This is a genomic window from Cronobacter turicensis (genome assembly GCF_041222865.1).
In the GTDB taxonomy this organism is placed as follows: Bacteria; Pseudomonadota; Gammaproteobacteria; order Enterobacterales; family Enterobacteriaceae; genus Cronobacter; species Cronobacter turicensis.
In genome coordinates, this window is the sequence record NZ_CP165997.1 from 2,246,037 (window position 1) to 2,271,033 (window position 24,997).

Consider the following 24,997-nt stretch of genomic DNA (forward strand, 5'->3'; position numbering starts at 1 on the left):
CCACCATTTGCATCCCCCACCTTCCCCGCCCGCTTTTTTCCTGTCCGGCTTTTAACTCGCTATGGTCAAACCCGGTAAAACTGTGCTACACATAAAGTATGTTGTAACTAATGTGAGCGCATCATGGCCCGTTACGATCTTGTTGAACGCCTTAACGTCACCTTTCGCGAATTAGAACATGCATTAATGGAGATGCGGGATGGCCTCGCGGCCTGTCGTCTGCTGGCGGCGCGGGTATTTAGCCTGCCTGAGGTGGAAAAAGGCAAAGAGCACGATCCGCTGCTCTCCATTGCGGTGACGCAAAAAATCGGTAAAGAGGCGCTGGAGGCGGCGCTGCGTCACTTTACGCACCTGTTCATCCAGCAGCAGTCGGAAAAGCGCAGCAGTAAAGCGGCAGTGCGCTTGCCGGGCGCGGTCTGTTTCAGCGTCGATGACGCGCAGCATCAGGCGCTGCACGCGCTGGCGCAGAAAATCAACGCGCTGAAAGCGCAGCTGGAAGAGATTATCACCGTAGAGTCTGGCCTGCCCTCCACCCAGCGTTTTGAATGGGTGCACCGCTATCTGCCGGGGCTGATTACGCTCAATGCTTATCGTCGGCTCACGGTGCTGGATAACCCGGCCACGCTGCGTTTCGGCTGGGCGAATAAGCACATTATTAAAAATCTGACGCGCGATGAGGTGCTGGCGACGCTGGAGCGCGGGCTGAAAGCGCCGCGCGCGGTGGGCGGGTTAACCAAAGAGCAGTGGCATGCGCGCCTCACGCAGGAGTACAACGATATCGCCGCGCTCCCCCAGAAGGCGCGACTGAAAATTAAGCGTCCGGTGAAAGTGCAGCCGGTAGCGCGCGTCTGGTACGCGCAAAACCAGCGGCAGGTGCAGTACGCCTGCCCGTCGCCGCTGATTGTGCTGTGTCATGAGACGCGCGGCGGCGCGGTGCCGGATATCGGCGAACTGCTGAACTATGATGCGGAAAACGTACAGCACCGCTATAAGCCGCAGGCGGAAGAACTCGTCATGATGATCCCCCGCCTGCACCTTTACCTCGCGCCCTAATCAGGGCTTCATGCTGCCCACCATCTCTTCCGGACGTACCCAGGCATCAAACTCCTCCTCGCTGAGATAACCGAGTTTCAGCGCGGCGGCTTTCAGCGTCAGCCCCTCTTTATGCGCCTTCTTGGCGATCTCCGCGGCTTTGTCGTAGCCGATATGAGTATTCAGCGCCGTCACCAGCATCAGCGATTCGTTAAGCAACTGGCTGATGCGCTCGCGGTTCGGCTCGATGCCGATAGCGCAGTGATGGTTAAAGCTCTCCATGCCGTCCGCCAGCAGACGCACCGATTGCAGGAAATTATGAATGACCATCGGGCGGAATACGTTGAGCTCAAAATTGCCCATCGCCCCGCCCATGTTGACGGCCACGTCATTGCCCATCACCTGGCAACACAGCATGGTCAGCGCTTCGCACTGGGTCGGGTTCACTTTCCCCGGCATGATGGAAGAACCGGGCTCGTTTTCCGGGATCGAGATTTCGCCGATGCCGCAGCGCGGGCCGCTTGCGAGCCAGCGCACGTCGTTGGCGATTTTCATCAGCGAGGCGGCGAGCCCTTTCAGCGCGCCGTGGGCATGCACCAGCGCATCGCAGGTGGCGAGCGCCTCGAACTTATTGGGCGCGGTGACGAATGGCTGGCTGGTAAACGCGGCGAGCTCTTGCGCCACGCGCTGCGCATACTCCGGATGCGTGTTCAGCCCGGTGCCGACCGCCGTGCCGCCGAGCGCCAGCTCCGCCAGATGCGGCAGGCTGTTATCGATATGCTTCAGGTTATGCTCAAGCATCGCCACCCAGCCGGAGATCTCCTGACCGAGCGTCAGCGGCGTGGCGTCCTGCAGATGGGTACGGCCAATTTTCACGATATCGCTGAACGCGCTCGCCTTATCGCTGAGCGTCTTATGCAGCACTTTTAGCTGCGGGATCAGCTGTTCGCGCAGCGCGATAACCGCGGCGACATGCATCGCCGTCGGGAAAACATCGTTCGAGCTCTGGCTCTTGTTGACGTCATCGTTCGGGTGCACCTTGCGCGCCATGCCGCGCTCGCCGCCGAGGATTTCGCTCGCGCGGTTAGCCAGCACTTCGTTCATGTTCATGTTGGTCTGGGTGCCGGAGCCGGTCTGCCAGATGGCGAGCGGGAACTCCTGCGGATGCGCGCCTTCCAGCACTTCGTCGGCGGCTTTAATGATGGCGTCGCCGCGCTCAGCGGGCAGTAAGCCGAGATCCATATTGACCTTCGCGGCGGCGCGTTTGGTAAGCGCCAGCGCCTCAATCAGCGCCGTCGGCATTTTCTCGGTAGAAATGCGAAAATGCTCCAGTGAACGCTGCGTCTGCGCGCCCCAGAGTTTATCTGCCGGCACGTCGATAGCGCCCATGGAATCTTTTTCACTGCGGTAGGCGGTCATTACTTTCTCCTTGATAACAAAGATGGGATTGCTCGCATGCTTCAGGAATAAGTATTGATGGCTTCAGAGAATTTGTATGGCGCTTTGTGCGCTCTTTTTGCGGTTGACTGGCCGGGCGCGGCTGCGCCTTACCCGGCCTGCATCAGGGTCGTTTACATTACTTCAGGCACGCCGAACACTGTCCGGCCTGGATTTGCTGGAAGAAATCGTTGCCTTTGTCATCCACAAGGATAAACGCCGGGAAATCTTCAACTTCGATTTTCCAGATAGCTTCCATGCCGAGTTCGGGATATTCGACGCACTCCAGATGACGGATGCTGTTTTGCGCCAGCACCGCCGCCGGGCCGCCAATGCTCCCCAGATAAAAACCGCCATGTTGCTTACAGGCGTCCGTCACCTGCTGGCTGCGGTTGCCTTTGGCGAGCATGATCATGCTGCCGCCGTTGGCCTGGAGCAGATCCACGTAAGAATCCATACGTCCGGCCGTTGTCGGGCCGAGCGAACCGGAGGCGTACCCTTCCGGCGTTTTGGCCGGGCCTGCGTAGTAGATCGGGTGATCTTTCACGTACTGCGGCAGCCCCGCGCCGCTGTCGATGCGCTCTTTCAGTTTCGCATGCGCGATATCGCGCGCCACGATGATGGTGCCGGAGAGCGACAGCCGCGTGGAGACCGGGTACTGCGACAGCTGCGCCAGAATGTCGCTCATCGGGCGGTTGAGATCGACGCGCACCGCCTCGCCCTCGCCTGCGCGACGCAGCGCTTCGGGAATGTATTTGCCCGGGTTGTTTTCGAGCTTCTCGATCCAGATGCCGTCGCGGTTGATTTTGGCTTTGATATTGCGGTCCGCCGAGCAGGAGACGCCCATGCCTACCGGGCAGGACGCGCCGTGGCGCGGCAGGCGGATCACGCGGATATCGTGCGCGAAATATTTGCCGCCGAACTGCGCGCCGAGGCCGAGATTGCGCGCTTCCTGCAACAGCTCGTCTTCCAGCTGGACATCGCGGAACGCCTGGCCGTGTTCGTTACCTTCGGTCGGCAGGCCGTCGTAATATTTGGTCGAGGCGAGTTTAACGGTTTTCAGCGTCGCTTCCGCCGATGTGCCGCCAATTACAAACGCCACGTGGTACGGCGGACAAGCCGCGGTGCCGAGCGTGCGCATTTTCTCCACCAGGTACGCTTTCAGTTTGCCAGGGGTGAGCAGCGCTTTGGTTTCCTGGTACAGATACGTTTTGTTCGCAGAGCCGCCGCCCTTGGCGATGCACAGGAATTTGTACTCCTCGCCGTCAACGCTGTAGAGGTCAATCTGCGCCGGCAGGTTGGTGCCGGTGTTGACCTCTTTGTACATATCAAGCGCCGCGTTTTGCGAATAACGCAGGTTATCCTGGGTATAGGTCTCGTAGACGCCCTGCGCCAGCGCGGCTTCATCGCCGCCGCCGGTCCAGACGCGCTGGCCTTTTTTGCCCATGATGATGGCGGTGCCGGTATCCTGGCAGGTCGGCAGAATGCCTTTGGCGGCAATCTCCGAGTTGCGCAGGAATTGCAGCGCGACATATTTGTCGTTTTCGCTGGCTTCCGGGTCGCTCAGGATATCCGCCACCTGCTGCTGGTGGGCCGGGCGCAGCATAAACGAGGCGTCGTGGAACGCGTGGCGGGCCAACAGGGTCAGCGCCTGCGGCTCGACTTTCAGGATTTCCTGACCTTCAAATTCGGAAACGGAGACGTGATCGCGGGTTAACAGGTAATACTCGGTCTCGTCCTTTTTCAGTGGAAAAGGCTCTTGCCAGAAGAAGGGTTTGCCAGACATTGCACTCTCACTTACAGCTACAGTTAAGAAATTCGTCGTTCCGCCACTGATTCCGTGTGCGGCATGAAAAAGCGAGTCGCTACATCGTACACAATTTTTTAACAAAAACTGAGACTAAACCGACTTTTTACCCAGCCGGGTTACTTCGCGTCGCTTTATTGGTTTAATACCGAAAAATGTTTTCCTTCGAATACAGGGACTGATCATGCAGAAACTCATTAACTCGGTGCAAAACTACGCCTGGGGCAGCAAAACGGCGTTAACGGAACTCTATGGCGTGGCGAACCCGGAAGGCCTGCCGATGGCGGAGCTGTGGATGGGCGCTCACCCGAAAAGCAGCTCGAAAATTCAGGATGACCAGGGCCAGACCCGCGCGCTTCGCGAGGTAATCGACGCGGATAAAACCGCCCTGCTCGGCGCGCCGGTGGCGGAGCGCTTCGGCGAACTGCCGTTCCTGTTTAAAGTGCTGTGCGCCGACCAGCCGCTCTCAATCCAGGTCCATCCGAACAAGCAGGCCTCCGAAGAAGGCTTCGCGCGCGAAAATGCGGCGGGCATTCCCCTGGACGCCGCCGAGCGCAATTATAAGGATCCGAACCACAAGCCGGAGCTGGTCTTCGCCCTGACGCCGTTCCTCGCCATGAACGCGTTTCGTGAGTTTTCTGAGATTGTCTCCCTGCTGCAGCCGGTCGCGGGCGCGCATACCGCTATCGCGCATTTCCTGGCCGAGCCGAATGCCGACCGCCTGCGCGATCTCTTCGCCGGGCTGCTGAATATGCAGGGCGAGGAGAAATCCCGCGCGCTGGCGGTGCTGAAAGCGACCGTCGCGAGCCAGCAGGGCGAGCCGTGGGACACCATTCGGTTTATCGCGCAGTTCTACCCGGACGACAGCGGTCTCTTCTCCCCGCTGCTGCTGAACGTAGTGAAACTGAATCCCGGCGAGGCGATGTTCCTGTTTGCTGAAACGCCGCACGCCTACCTGCAGGGCGTCGCGCTGGAAGTCATGGCCAACTCGGACAACGTGCTGCGCGCGGGCCTGACCCCGAAATATATCGATATTCCGGAACTGGTCGCCAACGTGAAGTTTGTCGCCAAACCGGCGGCGCAGTTGCTGACGCAGCCTGAGAAAGATGGCGCGGCGCTGGAATTCCCGATCCCGGTCGAGGATTTCGCCTTCTCGCTGCACGATCTTCAGTCGCAGCCGCAGCGCCTGGCGCAGGAGAGCGCCGCGATTCTGTTCTGTGTCGAGGGCGAAGCGGTACTCAGCAAAGGCGACGAGCGTCTGACCCTGAAACCGGGCGAATCGGCCTTCGTGGCGGCGAATGAATCGCCGGTCAACGTGAGCGGCGTGGGGCGTCTTGCGCGCGTCTATAATAAGCTCAACTAAGTTACTGATCTTTTAAACAAGGATTGCTAAGCTTGGTAACATCTTTGCCAGTCATGCCAGACGGACCGCCGTCTGGCTTCGTTTTAAGGGAACTGAATCATGAAAAAATCGCTGGTCGCCGTGGGCGTGATTGTCGCTCTCGGGATTATCTGGACAGGTGGCGCGTGGTACACCGGTAAGCAGTTTGAAAAACATGTCGGCGAAATGGTGGCCGAAGCCAACGCGCAGCTTAAGCGCAGCGCGCCGCAGGCGGGGCTTGAGCTGAGCTACCAGGATTACCAGCGAGGGATTTTCAGCAGTCATCTGCAACTGGTGGTGAAACCTGCGGCAGGCCAGCAGGAAGCGCTGCTGAAGCCGGGTCAGAGCGTGGTGCTGGAGCAGGTGGTGAGCCACGGCCCCATCCCGCTCGCCGATCTGAAAAAACTGAATATCCTGCCCGCGATGGCGTCCGTGCATACCACGCTTGTGAACAACGCCACGACCAAAGCGCTGTTTGATATCGCGAAAGGTAAATCGTTCGCTGACGTCCAGACCCGCATCGGCTACGGCGGCGCGACCTCCAGCGATATCCAGCTCCAGGCGCTGAACTACGACACGCCGGATGAGAAAGTGTCGTTCAGCGGCGGCGAATTCCAGCTGGATGCCGATAAAGACGGCAATGAAGTGAGCCTGAAAGGCGAAGCCGGAAGCGGCCTCGTTAACGCGGTCAATGAGTACGGCCAGCACGTTCAACTCACTTTCAATGGCCTGAAAGCTGACGGCAATACCAAAATGACCACCTTTAACGAGCGCGTCGGCGAGCAGAAGCTGGATCTCGAAAAACTGGCTATCGCGATTGAAGGCCAGGAGATGGCGCTGCTGGAAGGCATCAGCCTGAACGGCAAATCCGAAGTGGCGAAAGATGGCAAGAGCATCGACAGCCAGATGGATTACGTCATGAACAGCCTGAAGGTGCAGAACCAGAATCTGGGCAGCGGCAAAATGACGCTGAAAATCGGCAACATCGACGGCCAGGCGTGGCACCAGTTCAGCCAGCAGTATAACGAGCGCAGCCGCGCGCTGATGGCGCAGCCGGGCATTATGGATAATCCGGAGCAGTATCAGCAGCAGGCCACCGAAATCCTGCTCTCGTCCCTGCCGCTGCTGCTTAAAGGCAACCCGGTTATCACTATCGCGCCGCTGAGCTGGAAAAACGCCAAAGGCGAAAGCACTTTTAACCTGTCGCTGTTCCTGAAGGATCCGAGCCAGGCGCCGGTCAGCGCGACGCAGGACGCGCCTGCCGAACAGCTGGATCGCGTGGTGAAAACCCTCGACAGCAAGCTGGTGATCCCGGTAGATATGGCGACCGAAATGATGACGCAGGTGGCGAAACTGGAAGGCTACCAGCAGGCGGACGCCGAGAAGCTGGCGGCGCAGCAGGTGAAAGGTCTCGCGGCGATGGGCCAGATGTTCCGCATCACCACGATGCAGGACAACAGCATCGTCACCAGCCTTCAGTACGCCAACGGCCAGGTCAACCTGAACGGGCAGAAAATGCCGCTGGCGGAGTTTGTCGGCATGTTCGGTATGCCAGGTCTGACCGCGCCAGAGCCGCAGGGGATGCCGGAACCGGGCGCAGTGCCGCAAACCGCGCCGCAGCTGGTTCCGCAGCAGTAAAAAAGCAAACGGCCTCTCAGGAGGCCGTTTTTATTGCGCCTGTCAGCGCCGCGCCACCAGCCGTGGCCCGAGAATCAGGCTGCCGGTGGATTCCTCACCGAGCTGAATACGCTGTAACATGCGCTCCGCCACACAGTGCCCCATTTCCCTGGCGGGCGTCGTCACCCAGGTCAGCGGCACGTCATCAAGCCGCGCCTCCGGGACTTCCGCGAAGGCCGCCAGCGTCACGCTGTTTTCAAAATAACTTTCATAGCCTCCGTCACCGCTCTGTCGCCCGGCGCGCATCAGGCCGAACCACGCCCCCATCGCCACGGTGCTGTTATGACACAGCACGGCAGTGATAGTCGGGTTAACGCGTAGCAGTTCCGTAATGGCTTCCGCCGCCTGTTTCTGGCCTGCGGGACATTCAACAATCCATTCACTGTGAAATGGCAGGCCGTACTGCAGCAGCGTGGCGCAGTAGCCGCCGAGTCGTTCGGCGCGGGTGAGCGACGAGCTCGCGCCGCCCAGCCACGCGATGCGCTGATGGCCGCGATGAATAAGATGTTCGGTCACCAGTCGCGCCGCCTGCTGGTTATCCGGGCGTACCGTGTCCACTTCATCATGATGGCTGGCGCGCGAGGCAAAAAGCAGCGGGATGTTGCGCGCGCGGGCCTGCGTCTGCCACGCGGCGACCTGGCCCGTACCGCCTGCCACCACAACCCCATCCACGCCCTGATCGAGCAGCGTATCGAAACAGCGCTGCATCCGGGCTTCATCACGCCCGCCCTGGAGCAGAAAGAGCATTCGCCCCTGCGCTTCCAGCGCCTCAGACAGCCCGGCGGTTAGCTCGGCGTAAAACGGCGTGGTGAGATCGCGCACGATAAGTCCAATCACGCCGCTTGGCCCGCCGCGCAGCGCCGAGGCCTGCCGGTTGCGCACAAATCCTAACTGCTCAATGGCGTCATTTACCCGCTGGCCGGTGGCGCTGGAAATCCGTCCTTTGCCGCTCAGCACCAGCGAAACGGTGGCGACCGAGACCCCCGCCGCCTGGGCGACATCATTGATAGTGATTCTTTTCGCCTGTGTCATTGGCTACGCTTTTTGCTCCATTACTGGCAGATAAAACCTTTTACCTGTCCCACTATTATAACGGTCAGGCCTGGGTAATGTTCTGTGATTCAACGCGCATTAAACTTTGATAAAACGTTTTATCTTGCGATCCTTCGTTCAGGCGATGGGATCATTTAACGCGAGGTGTCGTTTATGACGGCGAATACGGGTCAAAAAAATACGCTTTGGGGATTTATGCAGCAGCTCGGCAAAACGTTTATGTTGCCGGTGGCGCTGCTGTCGTTTTGCGGCATTCTGATGGGCATCGGCAGTTCGCTCAGCAGTCACGACGTGATTACGCTGATGCCGTTTCTTGGCAACGGCGTGTTGCAGCTCATCTTCACCTGGATGAGCAAAATGGGCTCTTTCGCCTTCAGTTTTCTGCCGGTGATGTTCTGTATCGCCATCCCGCTGGGGCTGGCGCGAGAAAACAAAGGCGTGGCGGCGTTTGCCGGTTTCGTCGGCTACGCGGTGATGAACCTGGCGGTCAATTTCTGGCTCACCGCCAAAGGCATTTTGCCGACGCAGGACGCGGCGCTGCTGAAAGCCAACAACGTGCAGTCGGTGCTCGGCATTCAGTCCATCGATACCGGCATTCTGGGCGCGGTGATCGCAGGCGTGATCATCTGGCTGTTGCATGAGCGCTTTCATAAAGTGCGTCTGCCGGATGCGCTGGCGTTTTTCGGCGGCACGCGCTTCGTGCCTATCGTCACCACCGTGGTGATGGGCCTGGTCGGGCTGACGATTCCGCTCATCTGGCCGTTCTTCGCCAAAGGCATTAACGCCCTGGGCTGGCTGATTAACAGCACCGGCAGCTTCGCGCCGATGATTTTTGGCACCGGCGAGCGCCTGCTGTTGCCGTTCGGCCTGCAGCATATTCTGGTGGCGCTGATCCGCTTTACCGAGGCGGGCGGCACCCTGGACGTTTGCGGGCATAGCGTTTCCGGCGCACTGACTATTTTCCAGGCGCAGCTTAACTGCCCGACATCGCACGGCTTTGCCGAAAGCGCGACTCGCTTCCTGTCGCAGGGAAAAATGCCGGCGTTTCTGGGCGGTCTGCCCGGGGCTGCGCTGGCGATGTACCACTGCGCTCGTCCGGAGAACCGTCACAAGATCAAAGGGCTGCTGATTTCCGGCGTGATCGCCTGCGTGGTGGGCGGCACCACGGAGCCGCTGGAGTTCCTGTTCCTGTTTGTGGCGCCTGCGCTCTATCTCATCCACGCGGTGCTGACCGGGCTCGGTTTTACCATGATGGCGATCCTTGGCGTGACCATTGGCAACACCGACGGCAATATTATTGATTTTGTGGTCTTCGGCGTGCTGCACGGGCTTTCCACCAAATGGTACTGGGTGCCGGTTGTGGCGGGCGTCTGGTTTGTGGCGTACTACGCGATTTTCCGCTTCGCCATCGCCCGCTTTAACCTGAAAACGCCGGGCCGCGAAGCCGAAACCGCGGCGGTGAATGTCGCGCCATCAGGCCATACGGGCAAATCGGGCTATGACGTCCCGGCCATTTTGCAGGCGCTCGGCGGCGCGGAGAATATTACGTCGCTCGATAACTGCATCACCCGCCTGCGTCTCACGGTGAAGGAGATGTCGCGGGTGGACAGCGCCGCGCTTAAGGCCAATCGCGCCATCGGCGTGGTGCAGCTTAACCAGCACAATTTGCAGGTGGTGATCGGCCCGCAGGTGCAGTCGGTCAAAGATGAGATGGACAGCCTGATGCACACGGTGCAGGCGTAAAGCGGGAGGCGATATGTTCGATTTTTCACAGGCGGTGGATCGTCGCGGCACCTGGTGTACCCAGTGGGATTACGTGGCCGACCGGTTTGGCGCAGACGATCTCCTGCCCTTTACCATTTCCGATATGGATTTCCCGACCGCGCCCTGCGTGCTGGAGGCAGTGTCGCAGCGGCTGGCCCACGGCGTGCTGGGTTACAGCCGCTGGCAGAACCCTGAGTTTACCGGTGCGATTGCGCACTGGTACGCCACGCGCTTTCACTGCGGTATTCCGCGCGAGGCGCTGGTCTATGGGCCGTCGGTTATCTGGATGGTGTCGCAGCTGATTCGCCAGTGGTCCGCGCCCGATGACGAAGTGCTGATCCACACGCCCGCCTATGACGCGTTCTGGAAAACCATTGAAGGCAACGGGCGGCGCGTGCTCAGCGCCCCGCTCACGCAAAGCGCGCATGGCTGGCAGTGCGACATGACGGCGCTTGAGGCGCTGCTGGCGCGCCCTGCGTGCAAAATCATGCTCCTGTGCAGCCCGCATAATCCAACCGGCAAGGTATGGCGACGCGACGAGCTGGAGACGATGGCGGCGCTCTGCGCGCGTCACGGCGTGCGGGTGGTGAGTGACGAAATTCATATGGATATGGTCTGGAGCGAACATCCCCATATCCCCTGGAACGCTGTAGGACAGGGGCGTTGGGCGCTGTTCTCGTCGGCGTCGAAAAGCTTCAATATTCCGGCGCTGACCGGGGCCTGGGGGCTTATCGCGCTGGAAGACGACCGCGAGGCGTATCTTCAGGCGCTGAAAGGCCGCGATGGGCTCTCGTCGCCTGCCGTGTTATCACTGGTCGCGCATATCGCTGCCTATCGCGACGGCGCGCCCTGGCTTGATGCGCTGCGCGACTACCTTCAGGAGAATCTGCGGTTTGTGGCACAGCGACTCAATGGCGCGTTTGCGCAACTCGACTGGCAGCCGCCCGAGGCGACGTATCTGGCGTGGATCGATTTACGCCCTCTCGGCCTTGATGACGAGGCGCTACAAAAGGCGCTGATTGAGCGTGAGAATGTGGCTGTCATGCCCGGATACACTTACGGTGAGGAAGGACGCGGCTTCCTTCGCCTGAATGTGGGCTGCCCACGCAGCAAACTTGAGCAGGGCGTGGAGCGGCTAATTTGCGCAATTCGTTCACTTTAACCGCAAAAGGGGCCTTTATGGCCCCTCTTTTGTTGCGCAACGTAGCATTTAGGCGGTAATTATTTTTATAATGTTATGCACTTTATTCTAAAAAAAGAGTGCCATCATGATTGATACCCGCCTTCCCCTTACCGACCTCCATCGCCATCTTGACGGCAACATCCGTGCGCAAACCATTCTTGACCTGGGCCGCCAGTTTAATCTCGCCCTGCCCGCCGATACGCTGGAGACGCTGCGCCCGCACGTACAGATAACCAAAAACGAACCGGATCTGGTGAGCTTTCTTGCCAAACTCGACTGGGGCGTGAAGGTGCTCGGCTCGCTCGAAGCCTGCCGCCGCGTGGCGTATGAAAATATGGAAGATGCCGCTCGCAACGGTCTGCATTATGTCGAGCTGCGTTTCTCGCCGGGTTATATGGCGATGACGCACAACCTGTCGGTGGCGGGCGTGGTCGAAGCCGTGATTGACGGCGTGCGTCAGGGCAGCCGCGACTACGGCGTGGACGCCCGTCTTATCGGCATCCTGAGCCGTACCTTTGGTGAAGAGGCGTGCGTGGCCGAGCTGGAGGGCCTGCTGGCGCATCGCGATCACATCACCGCGCTGGATCTGGCGGGCGATGAGCTGGGCTTCCCTGGCAGCCTGTTCCTGAATCACTTTAACCGCGGGCGTGACGCGGGCTGGCATATCACCGTTCACGCCGGTGAAGCCGCAGGCCCTGAGAGCATCTGGCAGGCGATTCGCGAGCTGGGCGCCGAGCGTATCGGCCACGGGGTGAAAGCAGTAGAAGATCCGGCGCTGATGGATTTCCTGGCGGAACAGGGGATCGGCATTGAGTCCTGCCTGACCTCGAATATTCAGACCAGCACGGTGGCGTCGCTGACGCATCATCCGCTGAAGACATTCCTGGAGCACCATATTCTGGCCACCATTAATACCGACGATCCGGGCGTACAGGGCGTGGATATCGGTCATGAATACGAGGTGGCGGCACCGGCGGCGGGGCTGAGCGCGGCGCAGATCCGCACCGCACAGGAGAACGGCCTGAAAATCGCGTTCCTGACAGACGCGGAAAAACAGGCGCTGGTCGCTAAAGTCAGCGCGGCCTGAGCCGCGCGGTCAGGTCAGGAGGCTGAGGCCTTCTGACCTGTTTTCTGCTCGTGACGGCGCGCATAGCGCTGCGCCATCACCGCGCAGACCATCAGTTGGATCTGATGGAAAATCATCAGCGGCAGCACCATGATCCCCACCTGACTTGCCGGAAACAGCACATTCGCCATTGGTACGCCATTCGCGAGGCTCTTCTTGGAGCCGCAGAAGACGATGGTTATCTCATCTTCTTTATTAAAGCCAAGCAGGCGCGACATCCAGACATTCACCACCAGCACAATCGCCAGTAGCACCAGCGACACCACCACCACCGCCAGCAGCGCCAGTCCGGTCACCTGATGCCAGATCCCCTCCACCACCGCTTCGCTGAAGGCGACATAGACCACCAGCAGAATCGATGAACGGTCGGTCATATTGATAAGCTTTTTATGTCGGTCGACCCAGCGGCCAATCAGCGGGCGCGACAGATGGCCTACCACAAACGGCACCATCAGCTGCAGCACAATTTTCCCGATGGCGTCCAGCGTATTGGTGTCGCCCTGCTGGGCCTGCATCATCACGCCCACCAGCACCGGCGAGAGGAAAATCCCGAGAATGCTCGACGCCGAGGCGCTGCACACCGCCGCCGCCACGTTGCCGCGCGCAACGGAGGTAAACGCGATGGCCGACTGCACCGTCGCAGGCAGCGCGCAGAGATAGAGAAAACCCATATAGAGCGACGGCGGCAATATGCTGTGCGGAATAAACTTCATCGCCAGACCGATCAGCGGGAAAAGCACGAACGTGCTGAGAAACACCATCAGATGCAAACGCCAGTGCCCCATTCCGGCCAGAATCGCCTCGCGGGAGAGTTTCGCGCCATGCATAAAAAACAGCAGCGCGATAGCGGCCGTCGTGAGGTATTCAAACACCGTTTTGACTCGCCCTTCGCAGGGAAACAGCGACGCGACAATCACGACGCCAATCATAACCAGTAAAAAAGTGTCGATTTTCAGGCGCTTCAGCCAGTTCATTGTCAGTTCCTTGTAGTGTTGCAGGTTAATCTACTTTGCAACAAAAAGCCGATCCTGGCGAGTGATGCGGGTGAAACCGCGCGCCTGAGTGACGCGCCGTTTAATAAGGCGGGAAAAGCGACGCCCCGACGACCCGCGCCGGGGCGTCATACCTTAGCTGCGCAGGCAGACCGCGGCGCGGCGTTTCGCGGACTCAATGCCCGCTTCAATCAGTTCCATCACCACGATGGCCTGGCTTGCCGGCACCGGGTTTTCGCCTTCGCCGCGAATGGCGCTGCGTACGGCAGCGTAATAGGCCGGATAGTTGCCCGGCACCGTCAGCAGAGTCTGCTCATCAAGCATCTCGCCGCGCGCCACCGTCAGCACGCCGTCGCGCATATCGTAGCCCCAGTTTGCCTGCGGCGGACGCGCCCCCGCCTTCAGGCGCTCCTCCTGTGGATCAAGCCCGAACTTCACATAGCTGCCCCGGGTGCCATGCACGATATAGCGCGCGGATTCCGCCGCCGCCAGCATGGTGCCGTGCAGCACGACGCGACGTTCCGGGTACGCCAGCACCGCGTGGAAATAGTCAGTCGCCTGCGCGCTCGGACGCAGTTCGGCCAGATCGACGTTAATGCTCACCGGCAATCCAAACAGCTGTACCGCCTGGTCCAGCAGATGCGGCGCCAGATCGTACCAGATGCCGCTGCCCGGCCCGGCCTGCTCGCGCCAGCGGTCGCGCACCTGAGGACGGAAACGGTCGAAATGTGATTCGAAATAGGCGACTTCGCCTATCTGCCCTTCGGCGATAATCTGTTTGAGCGTCAGGAAATCGCTGTCCCAGCGGCGGTTATGAAACACCGACAACACCAGGCCTAAGCTTTTTGCCAGCGTTTCAAGCTCGCGCGCCTGCGACAGCGTGACCGTAAAGGGTTTATCCACCACCACATGTTTACCGGCTTCCAGCGCCGCTTTCGCCAGCGGGAAATGGGTATCATTCGGCGTGGGAATGACAATCAGATCGAGATGCGGATCGTTGAACAGCTGTTTGGGATCGGATACCACCGGCATTCCCGGCCAGTCGGCGTGGACTTTCGCGGCGTCGCTGCTGGAGACGGCGGCAAGCTCCATCCCTGGCGTGCCGGCGATAAGCGGCGCGTGAAAGGTTTTACTGGCATAGCCGTAACCGATTAATCCCACCCGGACGTTATCTTTCATGTTCATTCCTCTGCTGAGTTAACCCTCGTATTTGACACCATTCCCAATGCGGCCTCAACGCTTTCACAACCAAACGAAAATAAACGGCTTATTTCAGAATTTTCATCATTTTTTTCACAAGGGTCAGAATCATTCTGGCGAGCAGGTGAAGACATCCCCCTTCTGCCGCATTCCATTAACAACAAGCCATCATCCGGCGAGACGTGAGCGCTTTATTGTTTTGATGAAATAAGCAACACGACTTAAAAGAAATAGCGTGGCGTTTATCTCGTCATTATTGACGCGTAACAGGAGTGAATAAAATATGAACGCGCAATCCGCTCGGCTGAAAACCCCTGGAAATAGCAGGTCTGCTATCAATAGGCCAGGCGCGTGCGGCGTGCACGGTTTCCAGCTGTGGTTTACATATTGTCGTAAAAAGGCGGAAAACCGGCACGAACGGGATATTGCCAGCGCTGGCGAAGCGCGTTACTCTTTCTCTCTGGGCGCCGGGCCTGCGTTAATTCTCAAGGAAAACTCTTAAATGTTATTCAGGCTTTTATTAAACCTGCATAACCCCGTTTTTGCGTTTATTCTTTACCCGGCCCGCCTTTTACGGCGACATTCCTTTATTATTTTATTGCGCGGATAACGTTTAACATGACCGTTCAGGACTATTTATTAAAGTTTCGTAAAATCAGCACGCTTGAAAGTCTGGAGAAATTGTTCGATCACCTTAATTACACCCTTACTGATAATCAGGAAATTATCAATATGTATCGTGCCGCGGATCACCGCCGCGCGGAGCTGGTGTCCGGCGGTCGTCTGTACGATCTCGGTCAGGTGCCGAAAACCGTCTGGCGTTACGTGCAGTAAGCCGCAAAGGTAGCAATCAGACAGAAAATCCTTATAATCTTTGCGCTGTAATTATTCTTTAGCCATTTGTTGAACTTATATCCCGGGAGGTTATATGACCGACGCGTCTCCAGTGCGCATCGGAGGCTGGTTGCTCGCCCCTCTCGCCTGGTTATTGATGTCTTTACTCAGCACCTCGCTTGCTGTCGCGCTCTATGTCATGGGGCTGGCTTCCCCGCAGGTGCACCAAATGCTCAGCGCGCAAGGCACGTCGGATGTGCTTTTCTGGTATGGCTCGATGCTGTGCGCCATGGCGATGTGGGGCTATACGCTCTGGCTGACTATCGCTTTTTTCAGGCGCCGTCAGGGCGTGCCGCGCCACTATATTATCTGGCTGCTGCTCACCGTCCTGCTGGCGATTAAATCTTTCGCGTTCTCGCCGGTGAGCGACGCGCTGGCGGTGCGTCAGTTGCTGTTCCCATTACTGGCCGCCGCGCTGCTGGTGCCCTATTTCAAGCGCTCGGCGCGCGTGAAGCAGACGTTTGTCAGGGCAAAATAACCTTACAGATTCCCCGTTGTCGCGCGTTGTCGGATGTCCGATAATGAGCGGCTTTTTTCGTTTCAGGTCGAATAATGACTGATTATTTGCTGTTGTTTGTTGGAACGGTGCTGGTCAATAACTTCGTTCTTGTGAAGTTTCTCGGCCTGTGTCCGTTTATGGGTGTTTCCAAAAAACTTGAATCCGCGATCGGCATGGGCATGGCGACGACGTTCGTGATGACGCTGGCGACCATTTTGTCATGGATCATCGATCACCTGATTCTGGTGCCGCTTGAGCTGGTCTACCTGCGTACGATGGCCTTTATTCTGGTTATCGCCGTGGTGGTGCAGTTCACTGAAATGGTGGTGCGCAAAACCAGCCCGGCGCTCTATCGCCTGCTGGGCATTTATTTGCCGCTGATTACCACGAACTGCGCCGTACTGGGCGTGGCGCTGCTGAGCATCAATCTGAACCACACCTTTTTGCAGTCGGCGCTGTATGGTTTTTCCGCCGCGGTCGGCTTCTCGCTGGTCATGGTGCTGTTCGCCGCCATTCGCGAGCGCCTGGTCGTCGCCGACGTGCCGCTGCCGTTTCGCGGCAACGCGATCGCGCTGGTGACGGCGGGCCTGATGTCTCTGGCCTTTATGGGCTTTAGCGGGCTGGTGAAGTTCTGATGGAAATGATTGTTATCGCGGTGATCGCGCTGACGCTACTTGCCCTGCTGTTCGGCATGCTGCTGGGCTACGCCTCGCGCCGCTTCGCCGCCGAAGAAGACCCCGTGGTCGATCAGGTCGACGAACTGCTGCCCCAGAGCCAGTGCGGCCAGTGCGGCTATCCGGGCTGCCGCCCGTATGCCGAAGCGGTCGCCAATAACGGCGAGCAGATCAACCGTTGCGTGCCTGGCGGCGAGCCGGTCATGCAGAAAATCGCCACGCTGCTTAATGTCGAACCGCAGCCGCTCGACGGCGACGCCGCGATGGCCGAGCCGGTACGCATGCTGGCCGTTATCGACGAGCCGAACTGTATCGGCTGCACCAAATGTATTCAGGCCTGTCCGGTAGATGCCATCGTCGGCGCCACCCGCGCCATGCACACCGTGATGAGCGACCTCTGCACCGGTTGTAATCTCTGTGTAGACCCCTGCCCGACGCAGTGTATTGAACTGCGCCCGGCCGCCACCACAACGGATAACTGGAAGTGGGATCTCAACACCATTCCGGTGCGTAACATTCCTGTGGAACAACATGCTTAAGTTATTTTCTGCGTTCAGAAAAGAGAAAGTCTGGGATTTCAACGGCGGCATTCATCCGCCGGAGATGAAAACCCAGTCTAACGGCACCCCGCTGCGTCAGTTGCCGCTGCCGGGCCGTTTTATTATTCCGCTTAAACAGCATATCGGCAGCGAAGGCGAGATCTGCGTGGCGCCGGGCGATAAAGTCCTGCGCGGCCAGCCGTTGACCCTGGGACGCGGCCGGATGCTGCCGGTACACGCGTCGACCTCCGGCACCGTGACGGCGATTATGCCGCACCCGACAGCGCACCCTTCCGCTCTGCCGGAGCTTTCCGTGATTATCGATGCCGACGGCGAAGACAGGTGGATCCCCCGCGACGGCTGGAGCGACTATTCGTGCCGCAGCCGCGAGGCGCTGATTGAACGTATTCATCAGTTCGGCGTAGCGGGCCTCGGCGGCGCCGGCTTCCCGACCGGCACCAAACTACAGGGCGGCGGCGATAAAATCGAAACGCTGATTATCAACGCCGCGGAGTGCGAGCCCTATATCACCGCCGATGACCGCCTGATGCAGGATTGCGCCGCGCAGATTATCGACGGCGTGCGCATCCTGGCGCACATTCTCCAGCCGCGCGAAGTGCTGATCGGCATTGAAGACAACAAACCGCAGGCTATCTCGATGATGCGCGCCGTACTGCATGGCGAGCATAAAATCCGCCTGCGCGTGATCCCGACCAAATACCCGTCGGGCGGCGCGAAACAGCTCACCCAGATCCTGACCGGTAAACAGGTGCCGCACGGCGGTCGTTCCTCTGACATCGGCGTACTGATGCAGAACGTCGGCACCGCCTTTGCCGTCAAGCGCGCCATCATTGACGGCGAGCCGCTGACCGAGCGCGTGGTGACGCTGACAGGCGAAGCCGTGGGCCGCCCGGGTAACGTCTGGGCGCGTATCGGCACGCCGGTGCGCCACCTGCTGGAACATGCAGGATTTATCCCGACCAGCGAACAACTGGTGATCATGGGCGGGCCGCTGATGGGCTTCACCCTGCCCGGCCTTGACGTGCCGGTCGTGAAAATCACCAACTGCCTGCTGGCTCCCTCGGCAACCGAGATGGGCGCGCCGCAGGAAGAGCAGCACTGCATCCGTTGTAGCGCCTGCGCTGACGCCTGCCCGGCCGATCTGCTGCCGCAGCAGCTTTACTGGTTCAGCGTCGGCCAGCAGCACGACAAAGCCACCGCCCACAATCTGGCTGACTGCATCGAATGCGGCGCCTGCGCCTATGTCTGCCCGAGCAATATTCCGCTGGTGCAATATTTCCGTCAGGAAAAAGCGGAAATTCGCGCCATCGCCGAAGAAGAAAAACGCGCCGCCGAAGCCAAAGCGCGCTTTGAGGCGCGCCAGGCCCGTCTCGAACGTGAAAAAGCCGCGCGCCTTGAACGTCATAAAAAATCGGCTGCACAGCCTTCCGGCCAGGATCAGGACGCCATTCAGGCGGCGCTGGCCCGCGTGCGCGGGAAGAAAACCGATGACCAGCCGGTTGTGATCGCCGCTGGCGAAAAACCGGATAACAGCGCCATGATCGCCGCGCGTGAAGCCCGTAAGGCGGAGGCGCGTGCGCGTCAGGCGGAGAAAGTCCAGCAGGCGATGGCCGCCAACAGCTCCGTGCCTGCGCACGAAGCGACCGAGCCTGAAATTGACGCGACAGCAGACTCAGTCGACCCGCGCAAGGCCGCCGTGGAAGCCGCTATTGAGCGCGCCAAAGCCCGCAAAGCGGCGCAGGCCGGGGAAAACGCGACCGCAGACGAAAAACCTGCCGAGCCGGTCGACCCGCGCAAAGCCGCCGTGGAAGCCGCCATTGCCCGCGCCAAAGCCCGCAAAGCAGCGCAAGCCGGGGAAAACGCGACCGCAGACGAAAAACCTGCCGAGCCGGTCGACCCGCGCAAAGCCGCCGTGGAAGCCGCCATTGCCCGCGCCAAAGCCCGCAAAGCAGCGCAGGCCGGGGAAAACGCGACCGCAGATGAAAAACCGGCCGAGCCGGTCGACCCGCGCAAGGCCGCCGTGGAAGCCGCCATCACCCGCGCCAAAGCCCGCAAAGCGGCGCAGGCCGGGGAAAACGCGACCGCAGATGAAAAACCGGCCGAGCCGGTCGACCCGCGCAAGGCCGCCGTGGAAGCCGCCATCACCCGCGCCAAAGCCCGCAAAGCGGCGCAGGCCGGGGAAAACGCGACCGCAGACGAAAAACCGGCCGAGCCGGTCGACCCGCGCAAAGCCGCCGTGGAAGCCGCCATTGCCCGCGCCAAAGCCCGCAAAGCAGCGCAGGCCGGGGAAAACGCGACCGCAGACGGAAAACCGGCCGAGCCGGTCGACCCGCGCAAAGCGGCCGTGGAAGCCGCTATTGAGCGCGCCAAAGCCCGCAAAGCGGCGCAGGTGAATGAGCGCGCGCAGGCGGCGAACGAAGAAGAAGATGAAGCGGACGATCCGCGCAAGGCCGCCGTTGCCGCCGCGATTGCTCGTGTGCAGGCGCGCAAGGCTGCTGAAAAGGTTGTTAACGAGGATTAAATGGTTTTCAGAATCGCGAGTTCCCCTTATACCCATAACCAGCGCCAGACGTCGCGTATCATGATGCTGGTGACGCTGGCCACCGTGCCGGGCATCGCCGTGCAGTGGTACTTTTTCGGCTACGGCAGCCTGGTGCAGATTCTGTTAGCCATCGTCAGCGCGCTTGCCAGCGAAGCGCTGGTGGTTCGCATGCGCAAACTGCCGCTGAAAAGCCATCTTGGCGACAACTCCGCTCTGCTGACCGGTCTGCTGCTGGGCGTGAGCATTCCCCCCCTGGCGCCGTGGTGGATGGTGGTGCTTGGCACCGTATTCGCGGTCATCATCGCCAAACAGCTCTACGGCGGGCTTGGCCACAACCCGTTTAACCCGGCGATGATTGGCTATGTGGTATTGCTTATCTCATTCCCGGTACAGATGACCAACTGGTTGCCGCCGCAGCAGATCGCCGCCACGGCACCGGGTTTTCTCGACGCGCTACAGGTCATTTTCCACGGCGTAACCGCCAGCGGCGATACCATGTCACAGTTGCGTATGGGCATTGACGGCGTAAGCCAGGCCACGCCGCTGGATACCTTTAAAACCGGCCTGCACGCCGGCCATCCGGCAGGCGAACTGCTGGAAGCGCCGATTTACGGCGGCGCGCTGGCGGGCCTCGGCTGGCAGTGGGTCAATCTGGCTTATCTGGCGGGCGGTCTGTTTCTGCTCGCGCGCGGCACGATCCGCTGGCATATCCCGGCCAGTTTCCTGGTCACGCTTGCGGTGTGCTCGACGCTCGGCTGGCTTATCGCGCCGGAGAGATTCCTGTCGCCGCTGATGCATTTGCTGTCAGGCGCGACGATGCTTGGCGCGTTCTTTATCCTTACCGATCCGGTGACGGCCTCCACTACCAACAAAGGGCGTCTGGTCTTCGGCGCGCTGGCAGGCCTGCTGGTGTGGTTGATTCGCAGCTTCGGCGGCTACCCGGACGGCGTGGCGTTTGCCGTGCTGCTGGCGAATATCACCGTGCCACTCATCGATTACTACACCCGCCCGCGGGTTTACGGTCACCGGTAAGGGGAGCCTATGCTAAAAACGATTCAGAAACATGGCGTGACGCTCGCCGTTTTCGCGGCGCTGACGACCGGTCTTACGGCAATGGTCAACGCACTGACGAAAACCACGATTGAAGGCCAGGCGGCGCTCCAGCAGAAACAGCTGTTCGATCAGGTGCTGCCGCCCGAGATGTATGACAACGATATTCAGCAAAGCTGCTATCTTGTGAGTGCGGCCGCGCTCGGCCGCGGCGAAAAGCAGTTGTGGGTGGCGCGTAAAGGCGATACGCCGGTGGCGGTCGTGATGCAGGCGACGGCGCCAGACGGTTATTCCGGCGCGATACAACTGCTGGTCGGCGCGGATTTCAACGGCACCGTGCTCGGCACCCGCGTCACGGAGCATCATGAGACGCCAGGGCTTGGCGATAAAATCGAAACCCGCATCAGCAACTGGATCACCGGTTTTACCGGTCAGGTGATCCACGGGCCGGATGATACCCGCTGGGCGGTGAAAAAAGATGGCGGCCAGTTCGACCAGTTTACGGGCGCGACGATCACCCCGCGCGCGGTGGTGAACGCGGTAAAACGCGCGGGCCTGTACGCCCAGACGCTGGCGCCGCAGCTTGCCACCCTGCCTTCCTGTGGAGACACCCATGAATGACGTGAAATCAATTCTGGTTAACGGGTTATGGAAAAATAACTCGGCGCTGGTGCAGCTGCTCGGCATGTGTCCGCTGCTGGCCGTGACCTCTACCGCCACCAACGCGCTCGGCCTCGGCCTTGCCACCACACTGGTGCTGGTGCTGACCAATGCCTCTGTCTCGACATTCCGCCGTTGGATGCCGGGCGAGATCCGTATTCCCATCTACGTGATGATTATCGCGGCGGTGGTGAGCATCGTGCAGATGCTGATCAACGCCTATGCGTTCGGGCTGTACCAGTCGCTCGGCATTTTCATCCCGCTTATCGTCACGAACTGTATTGTGGTCGGCCGCGCCGAAGCGTTCGCCGCCAAAAACGGCCCGCTGCTCTCGGCGCTCGACGGCTTTGCCATCGGCATGGGGGCCACCGGCGCGATGTTCGTGCTCGGCTCGCTGCGTGAAATTCTCGGCAACGGCACGCTGTTTGACGGCGCTGACGGCCTGCTCGGCAGTTGGGCGCGCGTGCTGCGTGTCGAAGTGTTCCATACGGATACGCCGTTCCTGCTGGCGATGCTACCGCCGGGCGCCTTTATCGGCCTCGGTATGATGCTGGCAGTGAAATACCTGATTGACGAGCGAATGAAACGCCGCGCCGCGAAACCGGTTGTGGTGGAGGCGGCTGCGGAAAAAGCGTCATGAACCAGGCAAAACGCATCGAAATTCTTACCCGACTGCGCGAGAACAATCCGCATCCGACGACAGAGCTGCATTTCACCAGCCCGTTTGAGCTTTTAATTGCCGTTCTGCTCTCGGCGCAGGCCACCGACGTGAGCGTCAATAAAGCCACGGCGAAGCTCTACCCTGTCGCCAACACGCCTGAAGCGATGCTGGCGCTCGGCGTTGACGGCGTGAAGGAATACATCAAAACCATCGGGCTGTTTAACAGCAAAGCGGAGAACGTGATAAAAACGTGCCGTATTCTGCTTGAGCAGCACGGCGGCGAGGTGCCGGAAGATCGCGCGGCGCTGGAAGCGCTGCCGGGCGTCGGGCGTAAAACGGCGAATGTGGTGCTTAATACCGCGTTTGGCTGGCCGACGATCGCCGTTGATACGCATATTTTTCGCGTCAGCAACCGCACCAAATTTGCGCCCGGTAAGAATGTCGAAGCCGTCGAAGAGAAGCTGTTAAAAGTGGTGCCAGCGGAATTTAAAGTTGATTGCCACCACTGGCTCATCCTCCATGGACGCTACACCTGCATTGCCCGTAAGCCACGCTGCGGCTCCTGCATCATAGAAGATCTGTGCGAATACGCAGAAAAAGTGTACGAGTAGTTAACGGCGCGACGGTGGTCATCTCAGACACCATCGTCGCGCGATTATCGTCGCGGAAGGCTTTTTCATCACCTCGTTGTCACGTCCATTATCCCGCCTTAAATCAGTTCGTCAGGTTAATCGTTTTTTTTCGACAGGAATTTTCTATAGATTTGTGAGAATCATCACATTTGCAACATTCTGTTAAATTTCCGTTGCAATATTCGGCTGTAAGCCTTGCGGCACCTCGGTTATCACTGTCACCAATAACATAAATATCGGGCTTTCTCTGATATTCAGGTCTATCTGACTGCCTGAAAGGTTAATCAGCAGAACATATAACCATGAGCCGCTTCAGCTCGCACTTCAGCAGTTAAAAAATCTACAATTGCTCTTATCATGAAATTTAACGCTGACTGTTAGCGAAACGAATGGCTGATTATCCCGCCCGGCTTATATGTAACAGATTATTACAAAAGCCTTGTGCCAGCGGTCAGGATAGTGAACATTACCCGCCGTTTCTCACTTCATATAACAATAAAAGCGCATGCCGCCAGGCACCACGCGCATACCACCCCCGCGGTTAATGCGGGCTGTAAAAAAAGAGGTATATGTGTCGACTGCAAACAAAAAACCAGCAGAAAGCGTGAGTATGAACGCTTTCAAACAACCGAGATCGTTCTATCTCATTTTCTCTATTGAGTTATGGGAGCGTTTCGGTTTCTACGGCCTGCAAGGGATCATGGCCGTTTACCTGGTTAAACAGCTGGGTATGTCGGAAGCGGATTCCATTACATTGTTCTCCTCCTTCAGCGCGCTGGTGTATGGCCTGGTGGCTATCGGCGGCTGGCTGGGCGATAAAGTGCTCGGCACCAAACGCGTGATTATGCTCGGCACGATTGTGCTGGCTATCGGCTATGCGCTGGTGGCCTGGTCCGGTCACGACGCGGCAATCGTCTACTTCGGTATGGCGACCATCGCGGTGGGTAACGGCCTGTTTAAAGCCAACCCGTCGGCCCTGCTCTCAACCTGCTACGAGAAAGATGACCCGCGTCTCGACGGCGCATTCACCATGTATTACATGGCTATCAATATCGGTTCGTTCTTCTCTATGCTGGCGACCCCGTGGCTGGCTGAGAAATTCGGCTGGAGCGTGGCGTTCTCGCTGAGCTTCGTCGGGATGCTGATAACGCTGGTCAACTTCATCTTCTGCAAAAAGTGGGTAAAAGATTACGGCTCCAAACCCGACTTCGCCCCGCTGCATGTGGGTAAACTGCTGGCGACTATCGTGGGTATCGTCGTACTGGTCGCCATCGCCACCTGGCTGCTCCATAACCAGGGCATCGCGCGTCTGGTGCTGGGCGTTGTCGCTCTCGGTATCGTGATTATTTTCGCGAAAGAAGCGTTCGCCATGCAGGGCGCCGCGCGCCGCAAAATGATCGTCGCGTTTATCCTGATGCTCGAAGCGATTGTGTTCTTCGTGCTGTATCAGCAGATGCCGACGTCCCTGAACTTCTTCGCCATCCGCAACGTTGAGCACTCCATTCTGGGTATCGCGTTCCAGCCGGAGCAGTTCCAGGCGCTGAACCCGTTCTGGATCATGATTGGCAGCCCCATTCTGGCGGCTATCTACAACAAAATGGGCGACCGTCTGCCGATGCCGTTTAAATTCACCATCGGTATGCTGCTGTGCTCTGGCGCGTTCCTGGTACTGCCGCTGGGCGCGAAATTCGCCTCTGAAGCCGGTATCGTCTCCGTAAACTGGCTGATCCTGAGCTACGCGCTGCAAAGTATCGGGGAGCTGATGATCTCGGGTCTTGGCCTTGCGATGGTCGCACAGCTGGTGCCGCAGCGTCTGATGGGCTTCATTATGGGCAGCTGGTTCCTGACTACCGCTGGCGCGGCGATGATCGCCGGTAAAGTGGCGAACCTGATGGCGGTGCCGGAAAACGTGTCCGACCCGCTGCAGTCGCTGGAAGTCTACGGCCGCGTCTTCATGCAGATTGGTATCGCCACTGGCGTTATCGCTGTGCTGATGCTGCTCACTGCGCCGCTGCTTAACCGCATGACGCAGGAAGACAAACCGAAAGAAACGGATACCGCGCACGCATAATTATTCGGGAAACGTTATTCAGGCCGTCAGATTTTATGCTGACGGCTTTTTTTTTACCCGATCGCGCTCTACCATAATTTGGTTCATTCATGAGAAGGGAGT

Annotated in this window: 21 protein-coding genes; 16 read left to right on the forward strand and 5 right to left on the reverse strand. The window is 59.1% G+C overall.

The features are described 5' to 3' along the window. Positions 1-123: 123 nt before the first annotated feature. Positions 124-1,053, forward strand: a complete 930-nt coding sequence (tus, locus tag AB8W27_RS10740) for a DNA replication terminus site-binding protein (RefSeq protein ID WP_015741154.1) — start codon at positions 124-126, stop codon at positions 1,051-1,053. On the opposite strand, the gene fumC is transcribed toward tus, so the two are convergent. Next, positions 1,054-2,451 carry a class II fumarate hydratase gene (fumC, locus tag AB8W27_RS10745; RefSeq protein WP_015741153.1) on the reverse strand — a complete coding sequence of 466 codons (1,398 nt, stop codon included), beginning with the start codon at positions 2,449-2,451 and terminating at the stop codon, positions 1,054-1,056. It abuts the gene before it with no gap. 157 nt (positions 2,452-2,608) lie between these two features. Beyond that, positions 2,609-4,255, reverse strand: coding sequence for a class I fumarate hydratase FumA (gene fumA / locus AB8W27_RS10750; RefSeq protein ID WP_015741152.1), 1,647 nt, complete (start codon positions 4,253-4,255; stop codon positions 2,609-2,611). Positions 4,256-4,460: 205 nt separating this feature from the next. Between fumA and manA the strand changes: the two genes are divergently transcribed. Both manA and AB8W27_RS10760 read left to right on the forward strand, forming a co-directional pair. After that, the gene (gene manA, locus AB8W27_RS10755; protein WP_015741151.1) at positions 4,461-5,639 is read left to right on the forward strand and encodes a mannose-6-phosphate isomerase; all 1,179 of its coding nucleotides are present in this window, start codon (positions 4,461-4,463) and stop codon (positions 5,637-5,639) included. A 99-nt stretch (positions 5,640-5,738) separates the two neighbouring features. After that, the gene (locus tag AB8W27_RS10760) at positions 5,739-7,295 is read left to right on the forward strand and encodes a YdgA family protein (protein ID WP_015741150.1); all 1,557 of its coding nucleotides are present in this window, start codon (positions 5,739-5,741) and stop codon (positions 7,293-7,295) included. Positions 7,296-7,337: 42 nt separating this feature from the next. On the opposite strand, the gene AB8W27_RS10765 is transcribed toward AB8W27_RS10760, so the two are convergent. Beyond that, entirely contained in the window at positions 7,338-8,366 is a 1,029-nt protein-coding gene (locus AB8W27_RS10765; RefSeq protein WP_015741149.1) for a Mal regulon transcriptional regulator MalI, read from the reverse strand. A gap of 174 nt (positions 8,367-8,540) precedes the next feature. Here AB8W27_RS10765 and malX point away from each other — a divergent pair, with 174 nt between their 5' ends. The 3 genes from malX to add all read left to right on the forward strand — a co-directional run bounded on the left by malX (position 8,541) and on the right by add (position 12,421). Next, the gene (gene malX / locus AB8W27_RS10770) at positions 8,541-10,130 is read left to right on the forward strand and encodes a maltose/glucose-specific PTS transporter subunit IIBC (RefSeq protein WP_015741147.1); all 1,590 of its coding nucleotides are present in this window, start codon (positions 8,541-8,543) and stop codon (positions 10,128-10,130) included. Positions 10,131-10,143: 13 nt separating this feature from the next. Continuing rightward, the gene (locus AB8W27_RS10775; protein WP_015741146.1) at positions 10,144-11,313 is read left to right on the forward strand and encodes a MalY/PatB family protein; all 1,170 of its coding nucleotides are present in this window, start codon (positions 10,144-10,146) and stop codon (positions 11,311-11,313) included. A gap of 106 nt (positions 11,314-11,419) precedes the next feature. Continuing rightward, positions 11,420-12,421, forward strand: a complete 1,002-nt coding sequence (add, locus tag AB8W27_RS10780; protein WP_015741145.1) for an adenosine deaminase — start codon at positions 11,420-11,422, stop codon at positions 12,419-12,421. A 14-nt stretch (positions 12,422-12,435) separates the two neighbouring features. On the opposite strand, the gene AB8W27_RS10785 is transcribed toward add, so the two are convergent. Then, on the reverse strand, positions 12,436-13,434 hold the full coding sequence (locus AB8W27_RS10785; RefSeq protein WP_041923505.1) for a bile acid:sodium symporter family protein: 999 nt from the start codon (positions 13,432-13,434) through the stop codon (positions 12,436-12,438). Between the two features lie 153 nt (positions 13,435-13,587). Beyond that, the gene (locus AB8W27_RS10790; protein WP_041923504.1) at positions 13,588-14,631 is read right to left on the reverse strand and encodes an oxidoreductase; all 1,044 of its coding nucleotides are present in this window, start codon (positions 14,629-14,631) and stop codon (positions 13,588-13,590) included. 639 nt (positions 14,632-15,270) lie between these two features. On the opposite strand from AB8W27_RS10790, the gene ydgT reads away from it, so the two are divergent. The 10 genes from ydgT to dtpA all read left to right on the forward strand — a co-directional run bounded on the left by ydgT (position 15,271) and on the right by dtpA (position 24,895). Then, positions 15,271-15,486, forward strand: coding sequence for a transcription modulator YdgT (ydgT, locus tag AB8W27_RS10795; protein ID WP_007663080.1), 216 nt, complete (start codon positions 15,271-15,273; stop codon positions 15,484-15,486). A 94-nt stretch (positions 15,487-15,580) separates the two neighbouring features. Continuing rightward, positions 15,581-16,024: a DUF2569 domain-containing protein gene (locus AB8W27_RS10800; RefSeq protein ID WP_015741141.1), complete on the forward strand. Its 444-nt coding sequence runs from the start codon at positions 15,581-15,583 to the stop codon at positions 16,022-16,024. A 74-nt stretch (positions 16,025-16,098) separates the two neighbouring features. After that, the gene (gene rsxA, locus AB8W27_RS10805; protein WP_015741140.1) at positions 16,099-16,680 is read left to right on the forward strand and encodes an electron transport complex subunit RsxA; all 582 of its coding nucleotides are present in this window, start codon (positions 16,099-16,101) and stop codon (positions 16,678-16,680) included. Continuing rightward, positions 16,680-17,258, forward strand: coding sequence for an electron transport complex subunit RsxB (gene rsxB, locus AB8W27_RS10810; protein WP_007697469.1), 579 nt, complete (start codon positions 16,680-16,682; stop codon positions 17,256-17,258). The genes rsxA and rsxB overlap by 1 nt, the downstream gene beginning before the upstream one ends. After that, positions 17,251-19,800: an electron transport complex subunit RsxC gene (gene rsxC / locus AB8W27_RS10815; RefSeq protein WP_015741138.1), complete on the forward strand. Its 2,550-nt coding sequence runs from the start codon at positions 17,251-17,253 to the stop codon at positions 19,798-19,800. Before rsxB ends, rsxC begins: the two co-directional genes overlap by 8 nt. Next, on the forward strand, positions 19,801-20,853 hold the full coding sequence (gene rsxD / locus AB8W27_RS10820) for an electron transport complex subunit RsxD (protein WP_015741137.1): 1,053 nt from the start codon (positions 19,801-19,803) through the stop codon (positions 20,851-20,853). 9 nt (positions 20,854-20,862) lie between these two features. Then, complete coding sequence (gene rsxG / locus AB8W27_RS10825) at positions 20,863-21,492, forward strand: electron transport complex subunit RsxG (RefSeq protein ID WP_015741136.1); 630 nt, start codon at positions 20,863-20,865, stop codon at positions 21,490-21,492. Continuing rightward, positions 21,485-22,171: an electron transport complex subunit E gene (locus AB8W27_RS10830; RefSeq protein WP_041923503.1), complete on the forward strand. Its 687-nt coding sequence runs from the start codon at positions 21,485-21,487 to the stop codon at positions 22,169-22,171. Before rsxG ends, AB8W27_RS10830 begins: the two co-directional genes overlap by 8 nt. Next, positions 22,168-22,803, forward strand: a complete 636-nt coding sequence (gene nth, locus AB8W27_RS10835) for an endonuclease III (RefSeq protein WP_007760863.1) — start codon at positions 22,168-22,170, stop codon at positions 22,801-22,803. Before AB8W27_RS10830 ends, nth begins: the two co-directional genes overlap by 4 nt. Positions 22,804-23,395: 592 nt before the next feature. Further along, positions 23,396-24,895, forward strand: coding sequence for a dipeptide/tripeptide permease DtpA (gene dtpA / locus AB8W27_RS10840; RefSeq protein WP_041924163.1), 1,500 nt, complete (start codon positions 23,396-23,398; stop codon positions 24,893-24,895). Positions 24,896-24,997 lie beyond the last annotated feature (102 nt).

Coding starts and splice junctions, on each gene's coding strand:
- AB8W27_RS10760 (WP_015741150.1), top strand. CDS start 5,739: ATGAAAAAATCGCTGGTCGCCGTGGGCGTGATTGTCGCTCTCGGGATT.
- rsxD (WP_015741137.1), top strand. CDS start 19,801: ATGGTTTTCAGAATCGCGAGTTCCCCTTATACCCATAACCAGCGCCAG.
- nth (WP_007760863.1), top strand. CDS start 22,168: ATGAACCAGGCAAAACGCATCGAAATTCTTACCCGACTGCGCGAGAAC.
- add (WP_015741145.1), top strand. CDS start 11,420: ATGATTGATACCCGCCTTCCCCTTACCGACCTCCATCGCCATCTTGAC.
- AB8W27_RS10785 (WP_041923505.1), bottom strand. CDS start 13,434: ATGAACTGGCTGAAGCGCCTGAAAATCGACACTTTTTTACTGGTTATG.
- manA (WP_015741151.1), top strand. CDS start 4,461: ATGCAGAAACTCATTAACTCGGTGCAAAACTACGCCTGGGGCAGCAAA.
- AB8W27_RS10775 (WP_015741146.1), top strand. CDS start 10,144: ATGTTCGATTTTTCACAGGCGGTGGATCGTCGCGGCACCTGGTGTACC.
- malX (WP_015741147.1), top strand. CDS start 8,541: ATGACGGCGAATACGGGTCAAAAAAATACGCTTTGGGGATTTATGCAG.
- rsxG (WP_015741136.1), top strand. CDS start 20,863: ATGCTAAAAACGATTCAGAAACATGGCGTGACGCTCGCCGTTTTCGCG.
- fumA (WP_015741152.1), bottom strand. CDS start 4,255: ATGTCTGGCAAACCCTTCTTCTGGCAAGAGCCTTTTCCACTGAAAAAG.
- rsxA (WP_015741140.1), top strand. CDS start 16,099: ATGACTGATTATTTGCTGTTGTTTGTTGGAACGGTGCTGGTCAATAAC.
- rsxC (WP_015741138.1), top strand. CDS start 17,251: ATGCTTAAGTTATTTTCTGCGTTCAGAAAAGAGAAAGTCTGGGATTTC.
- ydgT (WP_007663080.1), top strand. CDS start 15,271: ATGACCGTTCAGGACTATTTATTAAAGTTTCGTAAAATCAGCACGCTT.
- AB8W27_RS10790 (WP_041923504.1), bottom strand. CDS start 14,631: ATGAAAGATAACGTCCGGGTGGGATTAATCGGTTACGGCTATGCCAGT.
- AB8W27_RS10830 (WP_041923503.1), top strand. CDS start 21,485: ATGAATGACGTGAAATCAATTCTGGTTAACGGGTTATGGAAAAATAAC.
- tus (WP_015741154.1), top strand. CDS start 124: ATGGCCCGTTACGATCTTGTTGAACGCCTTAACGTCACCTTTCGCGAA.
- AB8W27_RS10800 (WP_015741141.1), top strand. CDS start 15,581: ATGACCGACGCGTCTCCAGTGCGCATCGGAGGCTGGTTGCTCGCCCCT.
- fumC (WP_015741153.1), bottom strand. CDS start 2,451: ATGACCGCCTACCGCAGTGAAAAAGATTCCATGGGCGCTATCGACGTG.
- rsxB (WP_007697469.1), top strand. CDS start 16,680: ATGGAAATGATTGTTATCGCGGTGATCGCGCTGACGCTACTTGCCCTG.
- AB8W27_RS10765 (WP_015741149.1), bottom strand. CDS start 8,366: ATGACACAGGCGAAAAGAATCACTATCAATGATGTCGCCCAGGCGGCG.